Source organism: Rhodococcus sp. IEGM 1318 (assembly GCF_033142465.1).
GTDB classification, from domain to species: Bacteria; Actinomycetota; Actinomycetes; order Mycobacteriales; family Mycobacteriaceae; genus Rhodococcus_F; species Rhodococcus_F qingshengii_B.
In genome coordinates, this window is record NZ_JAWLSC010000014.1 from 1844 (window position 1) to 19961 (window position 18118).

Consider the following 18118-nt stretch of genomic DNA (forward strand, 5'->3'; position numbering starts at 1 on the left):
GTCGGTCGCCAACAAAGTGTTTTGGGGGTGGGGCGCAAAATCCCGGGTGCGTCTTTGTCGCTTTAAACCCCAACACACAAACACCAAAACACCCGGGGGGTCGCCCCCGCACCGCCCGCCCCCAACCCCGTTTCGTGTCCTGGTAGAGATCAGATGCTGACGCCGTAGTCGCGGGCGATGCCGGCGAGTCCGGATGCGTATCCCTGTCCGACTGCGCGGAACTTCCACTCGCCGTTGTGGCGGTAGAGCTCACCGAAAAGCATGGCGGTCTCGGTGGAAGCGTCTTCCGAGAGGTCGTAGCGTGCCAGTTCTGAGCCGTTCGACAGATCTACGACGCGGATGTAGGCGTTGGTGACCTGTCCGAAGGACTGGAGTCGGGCATCGGCGTCGTGAATCGAGACAGGGAAGAAGATGTTGGTGACGTTGGGCGGTACAGCAGGGAGGTCGACGTTGATGACTTCGTCGTCGCCGTCGCCTTCACCCGTGAGATTGTCGCCGGTGTGCTCGATGGATCCGTCGGGCGAGCGAAGGTTGTTGTAGAAGACGAAGTGCAGGTCGGAAAGGACCTTGCGTTCCGGACCGGTGACCAACGCGCTGGCGTCGAGGTCGAAGTCGGCACCACTGGTACTGCGTGCATCCCAGCCGAGGCCGACTGCGACCTTGGTCAGGTTGGGTGCGGCCTTCGACAGAGATACGTTGCCGCCCTTGGCAAGTGTGACGCCCATTCAGGTTCCTCTCGTTCGAACGAAGTGGATTTCTTCGTTCGGGAGTTCTGTGTTGTCTGTTCTGCACTCACATTACCGTGGGTAGGTAGGTGAGGTTCGACCGAATAGGCACCTCACTCGAACAGCGCGCGAAGATCCTCGGCGTCGAGTCCGGTGCCGAGTGTGCCTTCGGCGTCCGTGACATTCGAGAACAATGCCGACTTCTTGGCCTTAAGCGCCATGACCTTCTCTTCGATCGTGTCTTTGGCAATGAGGCGGTAGACCATGACGTTTCGCGTCTGCCCGATGCGGTGAGTACGGTCGACCGCTTGTGCCTCGGCGGCCGGGTTCCACCAAGGGTCGAGAATGAAGCAGTAGTCCGCCTCGGTGAGATTCAGGCCGAAGCCACCAGCTTTGAGGCTGATCAGAAAGACTGGGACTGAGCCAGATTTGAACTCCTCCAACACTTCACCGCGATTCCGCGTCGAACCGTCGAGATAGCTGTACGGGATGTTTTCCGCGTCGAGTCGGGTGCGCACCGAGCCGAGGAACCCGGTGAACTGACTGAAGATCAACGCTCGGTGTCCGCCGGCAATGACGTCGTTCAATTGCTCGACGACAGCGTCGACCTTGGCCGACGGGACAGGTCCGTTTTCCTCGTCGACGAGTGAGACGTCGAGACTGAGTTGGCGCAGTATCGTCAGTGATTGCAGGATCGTGAATCGGTTCTTGTCGACGTCATCGAGCAGTCCGAGAATCTTCTGCCGTTCGCGTTGCAGGTGGGTGTCGTAGATCGCGCGATGGCTCGGATGCAACTCGATCTCGAGTATCTGTTCCTGCTTCGGCGGCAAGTCTGCAGCCACCTGTTCCTTGGTGCGCCGAACCATCAGCGGTTTGACGCGCCGCCGAAGTTGCGCCAATCGCTCTGTGTCGCCTTCTTTTTCGATGGGAGTGCGGTAGACATCGGTGAACGTGGTGGGGCTGGGAAACAGTCCTGGTGCAGTGATCGCGAGCAGCGACCACAACTCCAAAAGATTGTTTTCCATGGGTGTGCCGGTGATCGCGAGTTTGAAAGGTGCGTTCACTGCCCTCGCACACTGGTGGACCTTTGACTTGTGGTTCTTGGCGAATTGGGCTTCGTCGAGTACCAGTCCGGACCAGCGGCCCGCGGAATACGCATCGGTGTCGAGGCGAAAGAGGGCGTACGACGTCACGACGATGTCCGCCCCGTCGACGAGTGCTGCCAGATCGGTTTTTCTGCGGCGCAGCGTGTCCGTGATGACAGCGGTGTGGAGGGTTGGTGCGAACTTGGCCACCTCGGATTTCCAATTGGAGACCACGCTGGTGGGAGCAACGATCAGAAAAGGCGGCGCCGCTGGATTCGATTGCCGCGCAGCGCAGATCATTGCGAGAGTCTGCAGGGTCTTACCCAGGCCCATGTCGTCGGCGAGTATGCCGCCCAGACTGTGCTGGCGGAGGAAATTGAGCCAACGGAATCCGTCGACCTGATAAGGACGCAGCGTTGCCGTCAACGTGTCCGGGACTTCGACGGGATCGATGCCCGAACTGCCGAGCAATCCTGCGATCTGCTTCTTCCATGCTGCTGCTTGATGTTCGACTCTTCCGAGCGCCGCCAATTCTTCCCACAGCCCGGCTTGAAATTTGCTGATCGCGAGTTTGCCGGTAGGCCGATCGAGTAGCGACCGCGCTTCGGTGATGAGACGGTGTAGGCCGAGTAGTTCAGGTGCGTCGAGCCGAAAGAAGGCGCCGTCCGGTAGCAGTATGTGAGTCTCGCCCTTGCTCAGAGCGGAGAACAATGTTGTGAACGGAACGCTTTGTCCCGCAACATCGACGGTGACATCGAGGTCGAACCAGTCGGATCCGCTGTCCCCGTCGGGTGCTGATGCGCCGATGCCGATCACGACAGCGTCGTCTGCAGGCCGGTAGTCTGCGGGGGTTCCTGGAACCGTGAGGTCGATGGCGTCGTGCGATTCGAGTTGGGGGAGGAGGTCAAGTGTGAACTGCATGGAATCGAGGCCGGTCAGCGTTCCCGCGAGAGTGGCCTTTACCGCGGCCGCGCCGAGGCTGTTGGTGATGGCATCTTCGGCAGCGTGATTGCGGACCTCGGACTCCTCGGTGGTTGCATTGGCGGTAGAAATGATCAGTTCGTCGGCATCGACGGTGTACTTCCATGCCGACTCGATGTCGATGCGATGGTTGTCTTCGTAAGTGGCGACCAGTTGTAGCCGAGGGCCGGACACAGTCGGTGGGTTGTAGGCGCCGTCGGAAGATATGACGGGAGCGAGGTTTCCGAGTTTGAACACGAACCGCGAAGTGAACGCATCCCGATGCTGGGCGGGTATGTCGACTGTCTTTCCGGAGTCGATCAACTGCCGCAATTGGCGGGTGACCGGCGTGTGCAGTGGTGCGAGCGTGATCGCGTTAGCGGCGTCGAGCGCGAAGACACCATGTGCCGGCGTACCGACAAGTCCCCAGTCGGAATGGGTGATGATGTGCCCATCGGTCTGAATTCGGGGCGTGAGACGGAGATTGTTGTCTTCCGCTCCGTGGACGTCGAGGCAGATGTTGGCGTCGTCGAGTAGGGAGATGTTACCGAGGCCGGCCTTCGAGTGAACGAGTGAAACGCCGACGCTGATCGCCTCGTCAAGAAGCGACCAGAGTTGCGGGCTCGGAAACCCGGCAAGATCGATCTCCGCGGCATTCTGATTTCGGTAATGGTTGCCGGCGCTGTGGAGGAGATGAATGTCGCGTAGAACCCGGATGTGGTCGGCAGGGAACTGAAAGGTGCTTCCTAGTTTGTTCCAGGCAAGTCCGCCGGAGATCCACCCTCTCGCTCCTGGTTGCACTGGTTTGACGAGGAGCCGTGTCGATGTGCCTTTGGTTCGCGCGATGAATTGAATGCCGAGTCCGGGAGTTGTGCGGCCGTCGGGGTCTGGTCGGAGCAACTCCTCGAGCGCGCCGTCCCACCCGAGTTGTCGTGGCGTCGTGTTCGCCTCGGCCACCGCTGCGAGTACCAACGCGGCCACGTGTTTACAGTTCATTCGCACTGGACACGTGCAGAGCCCACGCGTGAAAGTGGCAGCACCGGTCGCGCTGTGACTTATCGAAATCGTGCAGGCGTACGGCTCCCGCGCGGTCCCCGCCACGGCCCCGGTCAAGGTATCCGGGATGCCGTTCCAGCTGATGGACACGACCGCATTCTGCCGCAGGTAGGTAAGTCCGCGGTCGTAGGTTGTCGTGCCGACGACAGCGCGAACTCGGTCGAGGTCGAGGGCCTTGACTGAGTCCGGTTGCACGGGGCCAGCCTAGTGGCGGCGTCCGACAGATCTTGTCGTGGTCGTTTGTCCAAGAAAGTCCGAACTGCACGGTATGTTCACGGGAACATCTTTGACTGGTTTGGGAGTTTCATGAGGACTGAGCGGCGTGCGTGGATCCGATCTGCGCGCACAGGTGCGGTGTGTTTGGCCGTCTGTGCACTTTCTTTGCAATTGGGCGGACTGTCGACGGCAGCGCCGAGTTCCGGAAGCTCGGGTAGTTCGGGAAACTCGGGAAGTCTGGGCAGCGTCGAGGGCAGCGTGAGCTCGGGGTCGACGATCCCAGGACCACTTCAGGAGGATCCGGGCCCCAAGCCGGATCTACGCGACGACATCGTCGTCCCGGCCATCGTCGGCGAGAAGGTGACCGCACCGCAGGCGGTCAGGCTGACGGTGGCGTCGCCCGCACTCCGACGCGAAGTCGGCGTCGAGATTTTGCTACCCGCCGATAATTCGGTTCCGCGCCCAGCGCTGTACATGCTCGAGGGTGTCGACGCCGGTGAGAAAAGCAGCGGATGGATGACGATCGGCGGCGCTCCGGCGTTCTTCGCCGACAAGAACGTCAACGTCGTGATGCTCAACGGTGGGATCGCGAGCCTGTACTCGGACTGGGAGAATCCGGATCCGCGGCTGGGACTGCACAAGTGGGAAACCTTCATCACCGAAGAGTTGCCACCGCTGATCGACGCACGACTCAAGACCAACGGCATCAACGCGGTTGCCGGCAATTCCATGGGCGCGATGGGCGCAATGATGCTCGCCCAACGCTTTCCGGACATGTATCGTGGCGTCGCGGTTTTCAGTGGCTGCTACTCCACGATGGATCCGCTCGGCCGAACTGCCGTCCAGGCCACGATTTCTTCGCGAAGCGGAGATCCGGCCAACATCTGGGGTGTGCCAGGAGGCCCGGAGTGGGAGGCGCACGATTCGTTGATCAACGCAGAGAAACTGCGTGGCAAGGAAATCTACGTGTCGACGGCAAATGGGCGTCCCGGATCTGACGAGACGCTGCAGACCCCTGAACTGCTCGAGCGTCTGGTGATCGGCGGCGGCATCGAGGTTGCTGCGCATGCCTGCACCAAGATGTTCGACGCTCGGTTGCAGGAGCTGAAGATACCGGCGCAGGTGGATTACGAGCCGAACGGCACACACGCGTGGGCGTATTGGCGTGAACGACTGCCGAAGGCGTGGCCGACTCTGTCCCGCGCATTGGGCGTCTGACAGTTCGGCAACAGTGCTCGGGTTGTGGGTGCACCACAACCCGAGCGTTGGATCACTCGCAGGCGATGCCGTCGTTGTCCCGGTCGAGATGCGGGGCGTATCCGTTCTGGCCCCGGTACAACGGAGCTGCGCCGGCGTTACGCACGGCAGTGCAGTTCTGGTAGTACCGCGCGGGTGCGGGAGTGTTCTGCGGCGCCGGCTGATTCTGGGGCGCCTGCGGAGCGGGCGGAGCGGGCGGTGCCGGCGGTGCGAAGACGGGTGGAAGGAACGGCTGGACTGCGTCGGCAGAGCCAGTCGGAATCATGCGTGCGATCTCGATCGGTAGGAAATCGAAAACCGTGGATGCCTGAGCGGCGGGTGCGGCAACCAGAGTGATTGCGGCGCAACCTGCGACGCTGAATGCCAGACGGCGGAGCTTCATGTGACCTCGTGTTCAACTGGGCAGCCCTTCCACTTCTGAGGGCTGTGCCGGCTGAGCATACTGGCCATAACGACCAAATGGTTTATTTCGGTAAGGGTGAAATCTGGGGTGAAAAGCAGCGTCCCCGCACCGTATTGCTCGGGTGCGGGGACGCTGCTGTTGTCGGCGAGGGTTACGCGTCGACAAGTTCTTCGGCGAAGGGATCACCGTTGCGGGGAGCGTCGAAGCGCTCCTTGTCGAGGATGCCCTCACGCTTTGCGACGATGACCGGGACCAGTGCCTGGCCGGTGACGTTGACTGCGGTACGGCCCATGTCGACGATCGGTTCGACGGCGAGGAGCAGTCCGACGCCGGCCAGGGGAAGACCAAGGGTGGAGAGTGTGAGTGTGAGCATGACTGTCGCACCGGTGGTTCCGGCCGTTGCCGCTGAGCCGATGACCGAGACGACGACGATCAGCAGGTAGTCGGTGAAGGTCAACGGGACGTCGTAGAAGCCGGCGACGAAGATTGCCGCGATCGCGGGATAGATTGCAGCGCAACCGTCCATCTTCGTGGTGGCACCGAGCGGAACGGCGAACGAGGCGTACTCACGCGGAACACCGAGGTTGCGTTCCGTGACGCGTTCGGTCAGCGGCAGAGTGCCGATCGACGAGCGCGAGACGAAGCCGAGCTGAGTTGCAGGCCAGACACCGGAGAAGAAGCTTCGGACCGAGAGGCCGTGCGCGGCAATCAGGATGGGGTAGACCACGAAGAAGACGATGGCCAGACCGATGTAGATGGCTGCGGTGAAAACGCCCAGCGAGCCGATCGCATCCCAGCCGTAGGTGGCGACAGCGTTGGCGATCAGCGCGGCGGTGCCGATCGGGGCGAGGCGGATGATCCACCACAGGACCTTCTGGACGATCGCGAGCAGCGAAGCGTTGAACTCGAGGAACGGAGCAGCCTTGGGTCCGATCTTGAGTGCAGCAATGCCGATCGCGCCGGCGATGACGAGCAGCTGCAGGACGTTGAAGCTCAGCGATGTAGTCGCCACGCCTTCGGTGACTGAAGTCTTTGCGCCCAGCCCCAGGAAGTTGTTCGGAACCAGTCCGGTGATGAACGCCCACCACGAGCCGGAACTCTTGGGTTCCTTCGCTGCTTCGACGGCGACGTCGGTCCGTGAACCGGGATCGGTGATCAGGCCGACGATGATGCCGATGATCACAGCGATGAAAGCGGTGATCGCGAACCAGAGCAAGGTCTGCACGGCCAGGCGAGCTGCATTGGCGACCTGGCGCAGGTTGGCGATGGAGCTGACAATGGCGGTGAACACGAGCGGGATCACCGCAACGGTGAGCAGCTTGACGTAACTCGAACCGATGGTCTGCACGGTGCCGACCAACCAGTTGACGTTTCCGTCGGCTGCATCAGGCATTGCCCGGGCGACGAGACCGATGATGACACCGAGTACGAGGCCGGCGACGATCTGCGGTCCGAATGCCGTCGCCCAGGACGGAAAACGGGACGTGGACTTTTCCGGCACGCCGGTGGAGGTGGAGCTGGGCATGACTATGCCTTTCGAAAATCAAGGGAGCGAAATGCAGCGCGGCACCAGAGGCCGGGCAGATTCGAAGAAATGTTTCCTGGTACGCGTCAGGTCAGAGCGAGCGCGTACACATTGCGCTCGCCTGCAGGCGAAGGTCGACGTAACGCCGACTGGTCAGGAACAACACCGTCCACACACTACTCGCAGCTTCAACTACTCGATCCCGAGGGTCGCCGCGGGAGTTCGCTTCGTGTTCGTCGGGCGTGCCCCGATCAGTCACTGTTGGTCGGTTGACTAGTCTCGACGATCAGTAGGTGCCGCACCGGCACCTAAGCGTCGGCAAGCGGAAGCGAGAGACCGATGAGCGTTCGGAATGCCGAGTACCCGCGTCCGAAGCATTTCCTGGTGCACCTCAGTGACACGCATCTGGTGGCTCAGGGGGAGTTGTACGACGCCGTGGATGCGTCGACGAGATTGCGGGAAGTGCTCAGCGGGATCGTGGCCTCGGGCGCACGCCCGGATGCACTGATATTCACCGGCGACCTGACCGACCAGGGACACCCCGACGCATACGCGGAATTGAAAGCCATCGTGGAACCTGTGGCGGCCGAGATCGATGCGCAGGTTGTGTGGGCGATGGGCAATCACGACGACCGCCCCACCTTCAGATCATTGCTGTTGGGCGAGGACGCCACCGATCATCCCGTCGACAACGTCTACGACCTTGACGGACTGCGGGTGATCACCCTGGATTCATCGGTTCCCGGTCACCACTACGGTGAGATCTCGGATCGTCAATTGGATTGGCTACGCACAGAATTGGCGGTGCCGGCGCCCGATGGAACAATTCTGGCGCTGCATCATCCGCCGGTTCCGTGCATTCAGGATCTCGCGGTCCTGGTGGAGTTGCGCGATCAGTCCCGGTTGGCAGACGTCTTGCGGGGCAGCGACATCCGGGCGATTCTTGCTGGGCACCTGCACTATTCGACGACGGCGACGTTTGCCGGTATTCCGGTGTCCGTGGCGTCGTCGACGTGTTACACCCAGGACTTGAACGTGGAAGTCGGTGGTCAGCGTGGTCGTGACGGGGCTCAGGGGTGCAATTTGGTGCACGTCTACGACGAGACGATTGTTCATTCGGTCGTTCCACTCGGCGCGCACGTGACGGTCGGTGAGCCTGTCGACGCGGCCGAGGGAGCCCGGAGGCTCAGCGCTGCCGGTATTCGAATCCTCGAGAGCGAAAAGGCGGCACGCTCGATCATCTGAGGTGGCAGGCGGTTTCCGGTGCGTTGGCGCAGTTCTGGGTGATTGCCGGGCGGTCGCGCAGGGCGCGCCTTCATTCACCAGGATCGTTTCGAGCCCGTCGCGAAACTGCGCGCGGTAGCCGAGAGCAAGAAGTTGAATCTGCGCGAAGTGGTGATCGATCAGTTCGAGCGTGGACCGATCGTGGGTACGCCGCAGCAGGTTGCCGAGAAAATCGATTCGTTTGTCGGTAACGACGGTTCGGACGGATTCATCCTCGGCTCGCACCTGGTACTGACGGGACTCGACGAGTTCGTCGACGACGTGGTGCCGTTGCTGCAGGAGCGCGGTGTTCTCCGCAGCGACTACGAAGGAACGACGTTGCGTGACAATCTCGGTCTGCCCATTCCGGTGCAGCGGGAGTATGTGACAGCACGCTGATCGACCGAAGTGGCGAGGGCCCAGCCGAAATCGGCTGGGCCCTCGCTTCGTCTAGGCCTCCCAGGGAGCAGGGATGGGGTAGTAGCTCTCCAGAAACTCCGTGATCTTGCGTGTGCGAAGTTCCAGATCGATCTCCGGAGCGCTGCCGTCGTTGAGGCAGAAGAAGTCCATGGAGCGCTTGGCGAGCAGTGAGTCCATGTCGCGCAAACCGGCTTTGACCGTCGTATCGACGTACTTGACGGCTGCGGACTTCTGTACCACCGACCGTCCACTCATCAGTGTGTAGTAGTGATATAGCGAATTGGTCACCGAGATATTGGAACTCGCGCGGAAGGTGCTTGCTGCAGTTGCCGCGAAGTCTTCGGCGAACTCGCGTTCCATCTCGGCCATCACGCTCTTACGCAGTGGCGTCGCCGCGTGCTCCAGATGTCTGGTGGTCATCAGACCGAAGCGGTCCTGCAGCAACCGGCGGTTGACGCGTGCCGCATTTTCGAACCCGCTGCGGTCGTTGTCGTTGTGTCCCAAACCGATTCTGGTGTCGGCCTCGATGAACATGCTGATGCCACCGGGGGAGAAGAACATGTCCGGGCCGACGGGGCGGCCGAAGAACATGTCGTCATTGGAGTAGAGGAAATGCTCCGCCAGACCCGGAATATGGTGCAGCTGGCACTCGACAGCTTGAGAATTATGGGTGGGCAACACACTTGGATCGGCGAAGAACTTTTCGCTGGGCATGAACGTTACTCGCGGATCGTCGGCAAGCCAGTCCGGACGATCGGAATCGGTCGCGACGAAGATACGCCGGATCCACGGTGCATACATGTGGATGGACCGCAGCGCGTATTTGAGTTCGTCGATCTGACGGAAACGCGCTTCTGATTCGTCCCCCTCACCGACGATGTAGTTCTGCATCCGCTTCGCGCGCTGAGCCTGAAACTCCTTGGAGGAGCCGTCGACCCAGGAAAAGACAAGATCGATATCGAAGCTGATATCGGAGGCATGATCGGCGAACATGTTCTCGATAGTCGGCCAGATCCGGCCGAATCGTTCGACGGTTCCTCGGACAGCTTCTTCGGGGAGTACGGTTCGTCGTGTCAGTGAGTTCTCGACGGGTAGGACGATTTCTTCGTCGGAGATCGACCACAGTTCGATTTGAACACCGATGTTCGCGCCGTAGTTCATGCCGCTTGCGACGTGAACCCTCGGCCGGAACAAACGGAAGATCCGTGACTTGTTGGTCTTCGACAGGGCACCGTCCGCGACAAGGAGCGCTGGGCTCTTCTTCGCGTCGACAGTTTTGGAATAGAAGGGTGCGTTGGCGCATCCCTCGACAAGTGCCTGCCGCAGGTTCTTGCGTTCGGTCCAGCTGACCGCGATGACCGGGCGCTCGTCGTTTCCGCGGACGAGTAGATACTCGATTCCTGCGGCGTCGAGGATGCCGCGGATGAACAGCAGATCTTCGACCATCGCTTCGAGCGGCGTGGTGGTCGTGATCGCGAGGGCAAAACGATTCTTGAATCGGACAGTCTCGGGTAGTTCACCCATCCGTGCGCGTGACGCGGCCGACGCCGGTTCCACGGGATTGGGGCTGTCCTGCTCCGGGGGTACGAAGTAGATGTCGTGCGGAGCGGGAGATTCTGTAATGGGATGCCTTCCGATTCTGATCCAGCTGTGTATCTGTCGCCCCCGACGCTGCGAGAACGTGGTGGCGACGAGCTCAGTCTATGTCGTCGGCGCCGAAAGTCGGACATGAGTGACGGGGATGGGTAGCGCGGGGCGAGTCGGGTACCCCGAGGACCGAAGCGAGAGTGAAGGAGGAGTTCCCATGCGTGTGAAAGCGATGGTCGGAACGGGGCGATGGCGGTTGCGCTGGCTGCCGGCCCAGTTGCGACAGCGTCTGCGGAGCGAACCGAGGCGGCGGGGTCGGAGGGTTCACCGGAGATGCTGACCTGCGAGGTGCTCTTCGACGCACTGGAAGACATGAGCCCGGAATGGACGGAAGAGGGGATCGATCAGGTCGAAGATTGGTGTGAGGCGATCACCGGCGAAGAAGACTGAGCGTCAGCCGCGCGAAATCACCCGTCGCGACAGTCGCCACAGCCCGTCTTCGAGTTCGAACTCGTCGGCGTAGCTCCCGACGCCGCTGAGTTTGGGCGACGTGGTTGTGTCGACGTAGAACGCCCACACCGCATCCGCGCGGGCTGTCGTTTCTGAGGTCACGTCCACGGCGATCGCTGTGGTGACGTGACGTGTGAATGTGCCCGGGCCTTGTATGCCGGCTGCTCGACGCTCGACTACTCCAGCAGCAATTTCTTCGCGGCCACGTCGTACCTGTGCGGGGATACCGCGATCGGGATTGGCGGGCATGTTCCATTCGGCGTCGCGGGTGAACTGCTCCACGTAATCCTCGACCGAGCCGGTATCGGCAAGATGCGCGATGCGAGCGAGCGTTGAACGAATCTGTTCGGCAGGGCCCTCGGGTTGCATGCTGTCCTCCGTAGACGTGGGTGCGGCAGATCGCACGCTACAGCTCATGACGACAACGACGACGGCGTCGTCCCATTGAGCGGCAATATTCTCCAACGAGGGAGCGACGAACTTTGAGATCACCTCGAGTTCAATCGTATTCGAGCTCGTAGCGTAAATGATTGAGTGTTCACAGTAGGCAGCGCCATGACGACTGCCGCGCCCGTAGGCTTGACCGACTCACAGGAGATCGCCATGTCCGTCACCGACCTCGAACGTGTCACCCAGACCCCGGAGCAGATCTACGCCGCCGGCGGAATCACCGTCCACAAGGTAGGCGAGCTGATCGGCGCCCGTATCGACGGCGTCCGTCTCGCCGGTGACTTGTCCGAAGAGACCGCCTACGCGATCAACTATGCGCTGGCAGCGCACAAGGTTGTGTTCTTCCGTGGGCAGCAGCATCTCGACGACACGTCGCAGTACGAATTCGCCGAAAACTCGGCACCCAGACCACCCCGCATCCGACGGTGAAGTCCAGGGGCGACAAGCTGTTGGTGCTCGACCGTGCTGCCAACAGTTGGCACACGGATGTGACGTTCGTCGACCGCATCCCGAAAGCATCGATTCTGCGAGCTACGACCATTCCCGAGTACGGCGGAGCGACCACGTGGGCGTCGACAACCGCTGCGTACGACCAACTGCCGCCTTCGCTCAAGGTATTCGTCGAGAATCTGCGTGCCGTTCACACCAATGCCTACGACTACGCCGAGGTTGTCGATCAGGCGAACCCAGTGGACGCGCAGCGCCTGGCTTACTACGCCGAATTCACTCGTGAGATCTACGAGACCGAACACCCGGTGGTGCGGATCCATCCGGCGACGGGGGAGAAGACCCTCCTGCTCGGTCACTTCTTCAAGGAGTTCGTCGGACTCAAGCCGTCGGAGTCGGTTGCTCTCTACCAGCTGCTGCAAGCGCGAATCATCAAGTTGGAAAACACTGTTCGATGGAACTGGACGGAAGGCGACCTGGCGATCTGGGACAACCAGGCGACTCAGCACTACGGGATCGCCGACTACGGATCTCAGGCACGTAGCGTGCATCGGGTGACGTTGGCCGGTGACGTTCCCGTCGACGTCCACGGCGAGCCGAGTCGAATCCTCCAGGGCGACGCCACGGAGTATTCGATCATCGCGGACATCGATCGGCTTCCCGGCTTCGCCGTCAACTGATCAATCTTGGCGTTTCCAGATCCGGCGGCCGTTCGCATCAGTTCCCGTCTCGGCTTCGGGATGTGTTCGGCCGCCGCCGACAACGTCAGGCTTTGACCACCTTGCGCCCGAGCAGCGATGCAACCAATCCGTCGACGAAGGTCGCCTGACGGCCGAGAGGATCGGAGTCCGCCGCCGCGACGCTGCCGATCGAAATCGATCTCGTCAGGCCGGTCTCGCTGATGAATTCGGCGGCGAGGTGGGCTTCTCGGAATGTGAGGCCGCCCAGATGCGTCGTGTCGTCGACGCCGAGAACACGCCCGTCGATGATGTCCATGTCGAAGTGGACGTGGACGCCGTTCACACCCTGTCCAGCCGCGGCGAGGACGCGAGGCATCAAGGCCGCCATGCCATGGCGATCGATCTCGTCGATCGTCACCAGCAGTACCCCGTACTCGTCGAGTGCGCGCTTGTGATCGACCGTGGCGTTCTTGACGCCCACCAAGACGGTGTTCTCCAAACTGGGGCCATGCAGGTCCGCCGCCGACGACAGCAATTGTTCGATATCGCCGTGGGAGGCGAAAATGATTGCACCCAAATCGGTTCCGGGTTCGGTGGCGATCGGAATTCTGGTGTTCTGCCAGGCCTCGGCAGTGAGCCACAGCGGCAGCGTCGTGAGATCCGCGGCGGCGTTCTCGGCTTGAACGCAGTTGAAACCGATTCCGGATATGTCGTCACGTAGACCGTGATCGAGGAGATGGCTTGCCAGCCCGGTAGTTTCGAGGTCGATCAATTCGACGGTCGCATTGGCATCGATCGGTTCGGTGCCCAGGACGTAGCGCTTTTCGACGTAGGGCGATGTCATCGCCATCAAGAGCGCGCCGTAGTCGATCGTGAAGTCGACCGTGCCACCGAGTCGGTATTCGTCACCTGTTTCTCCGGCGTCGACGAGGAGGTGATCGCTGCTGGCGCTGATCACCTTCAGGCGCGGATCGATCGGGGTCAAGCCTTCCGGCGAGATGTCTTCGCGGCCGATGGACAAGATCAGGCGTCGGCTCGGCTTGTCCTCGTTGTCGAAGACGGGGCGTCGGCCGAATGCGTCTTCGCCTGAGACTCCATACGGCCGCGACGGCTTGACCTTCGCCTCGATGATGTCCGCGGTGAGAGTGAAGGCATCGTTGTTCAGCAGTTCGTACAGTCCGGGGGGAGTAGGTGATTCGGCCAGTACGATGCTGGCGCCCAAACGCAGATGGTTGATCCCCCCCGGGCATCGTGCCCGTCTCGAGTAGTGGCAGCGAGAACGTATTGCCGCCGGAAACGATCGGCAGTTCGATCGAGAACCGCTTCGTGATTTCGTCGGCTAGGTAGACCAGATTCGACAGGTTGTCGACGGTCGGCTGGATGCCGCCGACGCACGCGAGATTTGCGCCGATTCCGATCAGTCTGATGCCCTCGATGGGAAGGATTTCGGCGACTACGTCCAACGCCTCCGCCGGCAGGATTCCTTCGCGGAGATCTCCGAGGTCGATCATCAGCACGATGTCGTGGACGACTCCTCGCGCCCGTGCTGCTCTGCCCAGAGCAACAATCGTCGTCAACTCGGAGTTGAGGCTGATGTCCGCGTAGCGGATCGTGTCGTCGATCTCGTTCAGCGACGGTGCACGGATCAGCATCAGGGGAACGGTTATGCCGTCGCGGCGAATGCGGGCCAGGTTGTCCAGGCGGGAGTCGGCGATCTGCGCGACGCCGCCGCGGACCATTGCTCGTGCCACCTTGGGGGAGCCGCACGTAGATTTGCTGACGCCGGCCACCGAAATTCCGTGAGCGCTGGACGCCTCGACGAGGACGCGCGCATTCTGTTCGATACGACGCAGGTCGACGGTGATGGTCGGTCCGGTCATGATCTCCCCGTTTTCTCCGAAGGCGGTTCACGATCCGGGCATTTCGGACCGGACGGTTGGCGTGAGCTGGACAACTTTGCTCCAACTGTTGTGTCGTAGGACACTTACGTGCAGTATAAGGATACAACAGTTTCCTACCAGGCACTCTAGAGGAGCGTCGATGGCTACTCTCGTCAAACACGTACTTCGGCGCAAGCCGGCTTTGCAGATAGACCAGGAGACCGGCGCAGATACCAACGGCGGCGAGCTGACCCGCAGTATCGGTTTAGCGCAGTTGTCCATGTTCGGCATCGGCGCCACGATCGGCACCGGTATCTTCTTCGTCCTCTCGCAGGCAGTCCCGGTTGCGGGTCCGGCAGTCATCATCTCCTTCGTTGTTGCCGGTGTCGTCGCGGGACTCACGGCGATTTGTTACGCGGAGTTGGCCGGAGCTGTCCCGGCGTCGGGCTCGTCGTATTCCTACGCTTACGCGACGCTCGGAGAGCTTCCGGCCATGGCCGTCGGAGCGTGTCTGCTTCTCGAGTACGGAGTATCTGCCGCGGCGGTGTCCGTCGGATGGTCGCAATATTTGAACCAGCTACTGGGCAACCTCTTCGGGTTCCAGATCCCCGATGTGCTGTCACAAGCGCCGGAGCAGGGCGGCATCATCAATCTGCCCGCAGTGATCCTGGTGTGCCTGTGCGGCGTTCTGCTCATCCGCGGCGCCAGTGAATCAGCCAAGGCCAACGCCATCATGGTCTCGATCAAACTCGCGATTCTGTTGCTCTTCATCGTGGTCGGCATCGGCGGATGGAACAGCAATCACTTCGCCGACTTCGCACCGTTCGGATTCAGCGGCGTCATGTCCGCCGCCGGAATCATCTTCTTCTCCTACATCGGCCTCGACGCCGTGTCCACCGCCGGCGAAGAAGTGAAGAACCCCCGTCGCAATCTCCCCCTCGCGATCCTCATTGCACTTGTGTCCGTCACCGCGATCTACATCGCCGTTGTCGCCGTCGCGATCGGTGCACAGGATTCCGCATCATTCGAAGGTCAGGAAGCCGGACTGTCCGCCATCCTCGAACAGGTGACCGGATCTACCTGGCCGGGAACACTTCTGGCCGCCGGTGCGGTGATCTCGATCTGCAGCGTCACGCTCGTGGTCATCTACGGTCAGACCCGCATCCTGTTCGCGATGTCACGCGACGGCATGATTCCGTCGATCTTCCACAAGGTGAACCCGCGGACTCTGACGCCGGTGCCCAACACCATTATCGTCTGCGTCGTCATCAGCATTCTGGCCGGTTTCATTCCGATCAACTTCCTCGCCGAAATGACCAGTATCGGAACCCTGGTGGCCTTCCTCGTGGTCTCGATCGGGGTCATCATCCTGCGCCGCAGTGACCCGGACCTGCCGCGCAGCTTCAAAGTTCCCGGCTATCCGGTGACGCCGATCCTTTCGATCCTGGGCTGCCTGTGGATCATCAAGGACCTCCGAACCGTCACGATCTACGTGTTCCTCGTATGGGTGACCGTCGCGATCATCTGGTACTTCGCCTACGGTATGAAGCACTCGCCGCTCGGCGCGAAGAACCGCGCCGAATTGGGATCGGAGTCCGAGTCATGACGCTGCTCGCGGGATACGCACCCGACGGTGACAGTTCCGGAACCGTCCATCTGGCAACGCTGTTGGCGCGCTCGTCCGGTGAACCGCTGGTGATCTGCGCGGTGATTCCCTCGCCGCCACCGCCCGGAATGGCGCGTGTCGACGCCGAATACCACCAGCAATTGCGAGCCGAAGCCGAAGCGGCGCTGGCGAAAGCGCGGGCCGACATGCCCTCCGACGTCGACGTGACCTATGTCGTGCATGAGGCTCAGTCGACGTCGAGTGGCCTGCTCGATCTCGTTCACGAGCACGAAGCCAAGATGATCGTCCTGGACTCGTCGACGGCCGGGGTGTTCGGTCACGTGGCTCTCGGCAGCGTCACTTCACGCTTGCTGCACAGCTCCGACGTTCCGGTCGCGCTGGCGCCGAGGGGATTTCGAACCAAGCCGGGTGAGGTGGTTCGCCGCGTCACCGCCGCGTACTCGGGCACACCCGATCAGGACGATCTGGTGCTCGCTGCCGCGACGGTGGCTGCGCGTGTCGATGCCGGACTCAGATTGGCGGCGTTTGCAGTTCGTGCGAACGCGCAGTACACGACCACGCTCGGGACCGAGGGGGATTCACCGGTCATCTCCGAGTGGGCCGAGGTGGTCGAGCGCGAGACCAACGCTGCCTTCGAGAGAGTGCGTGCACTGCCCGAAGTACCTGACGTCATGGAATCGGTTATCAGCCATGGTCGTAACTGGGCCGAGGCGCTCGAGGGCGTCGAGTGGGATCGAGGTGACGTTCTGACAGTCGGCTCGAGCAAGGCAGGTCCACTGGCGCGGGTGTTCCTCGGCAGTCGGGCAGCGAAGATCGTGCGGTACTCGCCGGTTCCGGTGGTGGTGGTCCCGCGATCGGCGTCGACCCGAATAGTCGATCAGGCCGAAGCGGAATAGAGATCAGGGCCGACGAGCGGAGTGCTTGTCGGCCCTGATCTTTCAGACGGAGCGAGCGAAGAGCGCGGGCTCGGAGCCGGGAACCTGAGAGACCTGCTCTCGGGCAACCAGATGGCGAAGGTGAGCTGCGCCTTCGGACAACGCCATCGTCTTTCCCATCGGGGAGATCTCGGCCCACGGCTTGTACCACTTCATCTTTGCCGCGACGTCCCACACGGTGAGCTTGTCGTCGGCGAACTCCTGGAGCAGATGATCGAGTCGCTCCTGGTGATGCTCGATCAACTCGCCGGCGCGACCTCCGACGTCGTCGATCGGAATGCCGTGAGCGCCGAGACCGCGGGTGATGTTCATGTTCTGCACCCGTGCGAGCGAGTCGAGGAAATCGGCGAGGGCGTCACGCTCGTCGAGGGGGTACACGAAGTTGCCGACGTGCGGTGTTGTCTTCTGCAGGACGTGGTCGCCGGTGAACATGACGTCGGCGTCGTCGAGGTAGAAGCAGACGTGACCAGGCGTGTGGCCGGGGGTGTAGACAACGCGGAGGCCGCGGCCGGTGAGTGCGATGATCTCGTCGTCGACGAGAAGGCGGTCGGGAGCGGACTCGGGGCCCACCGGAGACTCACCCGCGGCAGCCAGTCGGAAGGCATCACGGTCAGCTGTGGGCGCTCCGGCACGTTCCATGTTGTCGAGCTGGTACGCCATCCACTCCTCGTTACGCGCAGTGGCCATCTGATCGAACAGGTAGTGGTCGTCCTCGTGCATGGCGATCCAAGCGCCGGATGCCTCGCGGACCCGTCCGCACAGTCCGGTGTGGTCCGGATGGAAGTGCGTGACCACGACGCCCTCGATGTCGGTCACCGAATGCCCGATCTCGGCGAGCCCCGCGTTGAGGCCCTGCCAGCCGTTGTCGTCACCCCAGCCAGCGTCGACCAAGATCAGTCCGCCGGGGGATTCCATGGCGTAGACGAGCGTGTGCCCGAGCGGGTTGTCCGTGATCGGGACAGGAATCTGGAATATGCCATCACCGATGGCTGCCGCACCATTCATAACAAGTACCTCTTAACGAGTAAGGGAACGCACTCTTAGTACTTCATGTTTACCGTGCGCTTGATTGGTCGGTGACACAGGTCCTGC

14 protein-coding genes and 2 pseudogenes are annotated in these 18118 nt (G+C 61.6%); 7 read left to right on the forward strand and 9 right to left on the reverse strand.

Annotated features, from left to right (window positions below; translation table 11 throughout):
• Positions 1 to 149 precede the first annotated feature (149 nt).
• Positions 150 to 725: a TerD family protein gene (locus R4P65_RS26970; RefSeq protein ID WP_230816959.1), complete on the reverse strand. Its 576-nt coding sequence runs from the start codon at positions 723 to 725 to the stop codon at positions 150 to 152.
• A gap of 113 nt (positions 726 to 838) precedes the next feature.
• Complete coding sequence (locus R4P65_RS26975) at positions 839 to 4021, reverse strand: DEAD/DEAH box helicase (RefSeq protein ID WP_317828795.1); 3183 nt, start codon at positions 4019 to 4021, stop codon at positions 839 to 841.
• Positions 4022 to 4132: 111 nt separating this feature from the next.
• On the opposite strand from R4P65_RS26975, the gene R4P65_RS26980 reads away from it, so the two are divergent.
• A complete protein-coding gene (locus R4P65_RS26980; RefSeq protein WP_317828796.1) occupies positions 4133 to 5260 on the forward strand; it encodes an alpha/beta hydrolase family protein in 1128 nt (375 codons plus the stop codon).
• A gap of 52 nt (positions 5261 to 5312) precedes the next feature.
• Here the strand turns inward: R4P65_RS26980 and R4P65_RS26985 are convergent, their stop codons facing one another.
• Entirely contained in the window at positions 5313 to 5681 is a 369-nt protein-coding gene (locus R4P65_RS26985; protein ID WP_317828797.1) for an excalibur calcium-binding domain-containing protein, read from the reverse strand.
• 172 nt (positions 5682 to 5853) lie between these two features.
• Positions 5854 to 7227, reverse strand: coding sequence for a dicarboxylate/amino acid:cation symporter (locus R4P65_RS26990; RefSeq protein ID WP_230816962.1), 1374 nt, complete (start codon positions 7225 to 7227; stop codon positions 5854 to 5856).
• Positions 7228 to 7566: 339 nt separating this feature from the next.
• Here R4P65_RS26990 and R4P65_RS26995 point away from each other — a divergent pair, with 339 nt between their 5' ends.
• Together R4P65_RS26995 and R4P65_RS27000 are read left to right on the forward strand one after the other, a co-directional pair.
• Positions 7567 to 8472 carry a phosphodiesterase gene (locus R4P65_RS26995; RefSeq protein WP_317828798.1) on the forward strand — a complete coding sequence of 302 codons (906 nt, stop codon included), beginning with the start codon at positions 7567 to 7569 and terminating at the stop codon, positions 8470 to 8472.
• Between the two features lie 42 nt (positions 8473 to 8514).
• Positions 8515 to 8889, forward strand: coding sequence for a hypothetical protein (locus R4P65_RS27000; RefSeq protein WP_411742591.1), 375 nt, complete (start codon positions 8515 to 8517; stop codon positions 8887 to 8889).
• 51 nt (positions 8890 to 8940) lie between these two features.
• Here R4P65_RS27000 and R4P65_RS27005 read toward each other — a convergent pair whose 3' ends face one another.
• Positions 8941 to 10434, reverse strand: coding sequence for a stealth family protein (locus R4P65_RS27005; protein WP_317828909.1), 1494 nt, complete (start codon positions 10432 to 10434; stop codon positions 8941 to 8943).
• A 312-nt stretch (positions 10435 to 10746) separates the two neighbouring features.
• Here R4P65_RS27005 and R4P65_RS27010 point away from each other — a divergent pair, with 312 nt between their 5' ends.
• Entirely contained in the window at positions 10747 to 10947 is a 201-nt protein-coding gene (locus tag R4P65_RS27010) for a hypothetical protein (protein WP_317828799.1), read from the forward strand.
• Positions 10948 to 10950: 3 nt separating this feature from the next.
• Here the strand turns inward: R4P65_RS27010 and R4P65_RS27015 are convergent, their stop codons facing one another.
• Entirely contained in the window at positions 10951 to 11499 is a 549-nt protein-coding gene (locus R4P65_RS27015; protein ID WP_317828800.1) for a nuclear transport factor 2 family protein, read from the reverse strand.
• 111 nt (positions 11500 to 11610) lie between these two features.
• Between R4P65_RS27015 and R4P65_RS27020 the strand changes: the two are divergent.
• Positions 11611 to 12584, forward strand: a pseudogene (locus tag R4P65_RS27020) (TauD/TfdA dioxygenase family protein).
• 85 nt (positions 12585 to 12669) lie between these two features.
• On the opposite strand, the gene R4P65_RS27025 reads toward R4P65_RS27020, so the two are convergent.
• Together R4P65_RS27025 and R4P65_RS27030 are read right to left on the reverse strand one after the other, a co-directional pair.
• On the reverse strand, positions 12670 to 13806 hold the full coding sequence (locus tag R4P65_RS27025; protein ID WP_317828801.1) for an arginase family protein: 1137 nt from the start codon (positions 13804 to 13806) through the stop codon (positions 12670 to 12672).
• Between the two features lie 112 nt (positions 13807 to 13918).
• Positions 13919 to 14464, reverse strand: a pseudogene (locus R4P65_RS27030) (alanine racemase); the annotation flags it as partial.
• A 160-nt stretch (positions 14465 to 14624) separates the two neighbouring features.
• Between R4P65_RS27030 and R4P65_RS27035 the strand changes: the two are divergent.
• Together R4P65_RS27035 and R4P65_RS27040 are read left to right on the forward strand one after the other, a co-directional pair.
• A complete protein-coding gene (locus tag R4P65_RS27035; protein WP_317828802.1) occupies positions 14625 to 16070 on the forward strand; it encodes an amino acid permease in 1446 nt (481 codons plus the stop codon).
• A complete protein-coding gene (locus tag R4P65_RS27040) occupies positions 16067 to 16987 on the forward strand; it encodes a universal stress protein (RefSeq protein WP_317828803.1) in 921 nt (306 codons plus the stop codon). The genes R4P65_RS27035 and R4P65_RS27040 overlap by 4 nt, the downstream gene beginning before the upstream one ends.
• 42 nt (positions 16988 to 17029) lie before the next feature.
• On the opposite strand, the gene R4P65_RS27045 is transcribed toward R4P65_RS27040, so the two are convergent.
• Positions 17030 to 18031 carry an MBL fold metallo-hydrolase gene (locus tag R4P65_RS27045; protein WP_317828804.1) on the reverse strand — a complete coding sequence of 334 codons (1002 nt, stop codon included), beginning with the start codon at positions 18029 to 18031 and terminating at the stop codon, positions 17030 to 17032.
• Between the last annotated feature and the right edge of the window lie 87 nt (positions 18032 to 18118).

What these genes read in the sequence shown, in the direction of transcription:
- R4P65_RS26980 (WP_317828796.1), top strand. Translation starts at nt 4,133, where the DNA reads ATGAGGACTGAGCGGCGTGCGTGGATCCGATCTGCGCGCACAGGTGCG.
- R4P65_RS26995 (WP_317828798.1), top strand. Translation starts at nt 7,567, where the DNA reads ATGAGCGTTCGGAATGCCGAGTACCCGCGTCCGAAGCATTTCCTGGTG.
- R4P65_RS27035 (WP_317828802.1), top strand. Translation starts at nt 14,625, where the DNA reads ATGGCTACTCTCGTCAAACACGTACTTCGGCGCAAGCCGGCTTTGCAG.
- R4P65_RS27045 (WP_317828804.1), bottom strand. Translation starts at nt 18,031, where the DNA reads ATGAATGGTGCGGCAGCCATCGGTGATGGCATATTCCAGATTCCTGTC.
- R4P65_RS26985 (WP_317828797.1), bottom strand. Translation starts at nt 5,681, where the DNA reads ATGAAGCTCCGCCGTCTGGCATTCAGCGTCGCAGGTTGCGCCGCAATC.
- R4P65_RS27040 (WP_317828803.1), top strand. Translation starts at nt 16,067, where the DNA reads ATGACGCTGCTCGCGGGATACGCACCCGACGGTGACAGTTCCGGAACC.
- R4P65_RS26970 (WP_230816959.1), bottom strand. Translation starts at nt 725, where the DNA reads ATGGGCGTCACACTTGCCAAGGGCGGCAACGTATCTCTGTCGAAGGCC.
- R4P65_RS27005 (WP_317828909.1), bottom strand. Translation starts at nt 10,434, where the DNA reads ATGGGTGAACTACCCGAGACTGTCCGATTCAAGAATCGTTTTGCCCTC.
- R4P65_RS26990 (WP_230816962.1), bottom strand. Translation starts at nt 7,227, where the DNA reads ATGCCCAGCTCCACCTCCACCGGCGTGCCGGAAAAGTCCACGTCCCGT.
- R4P65_RS27010 (WP_317828799.1), top strand. Translation starts at nt 10,747, where the DNA reads ATGGCGGTTGCGCTGGCTGCCGGCCCAGTTGCGACAGCGTCTGCGGAG.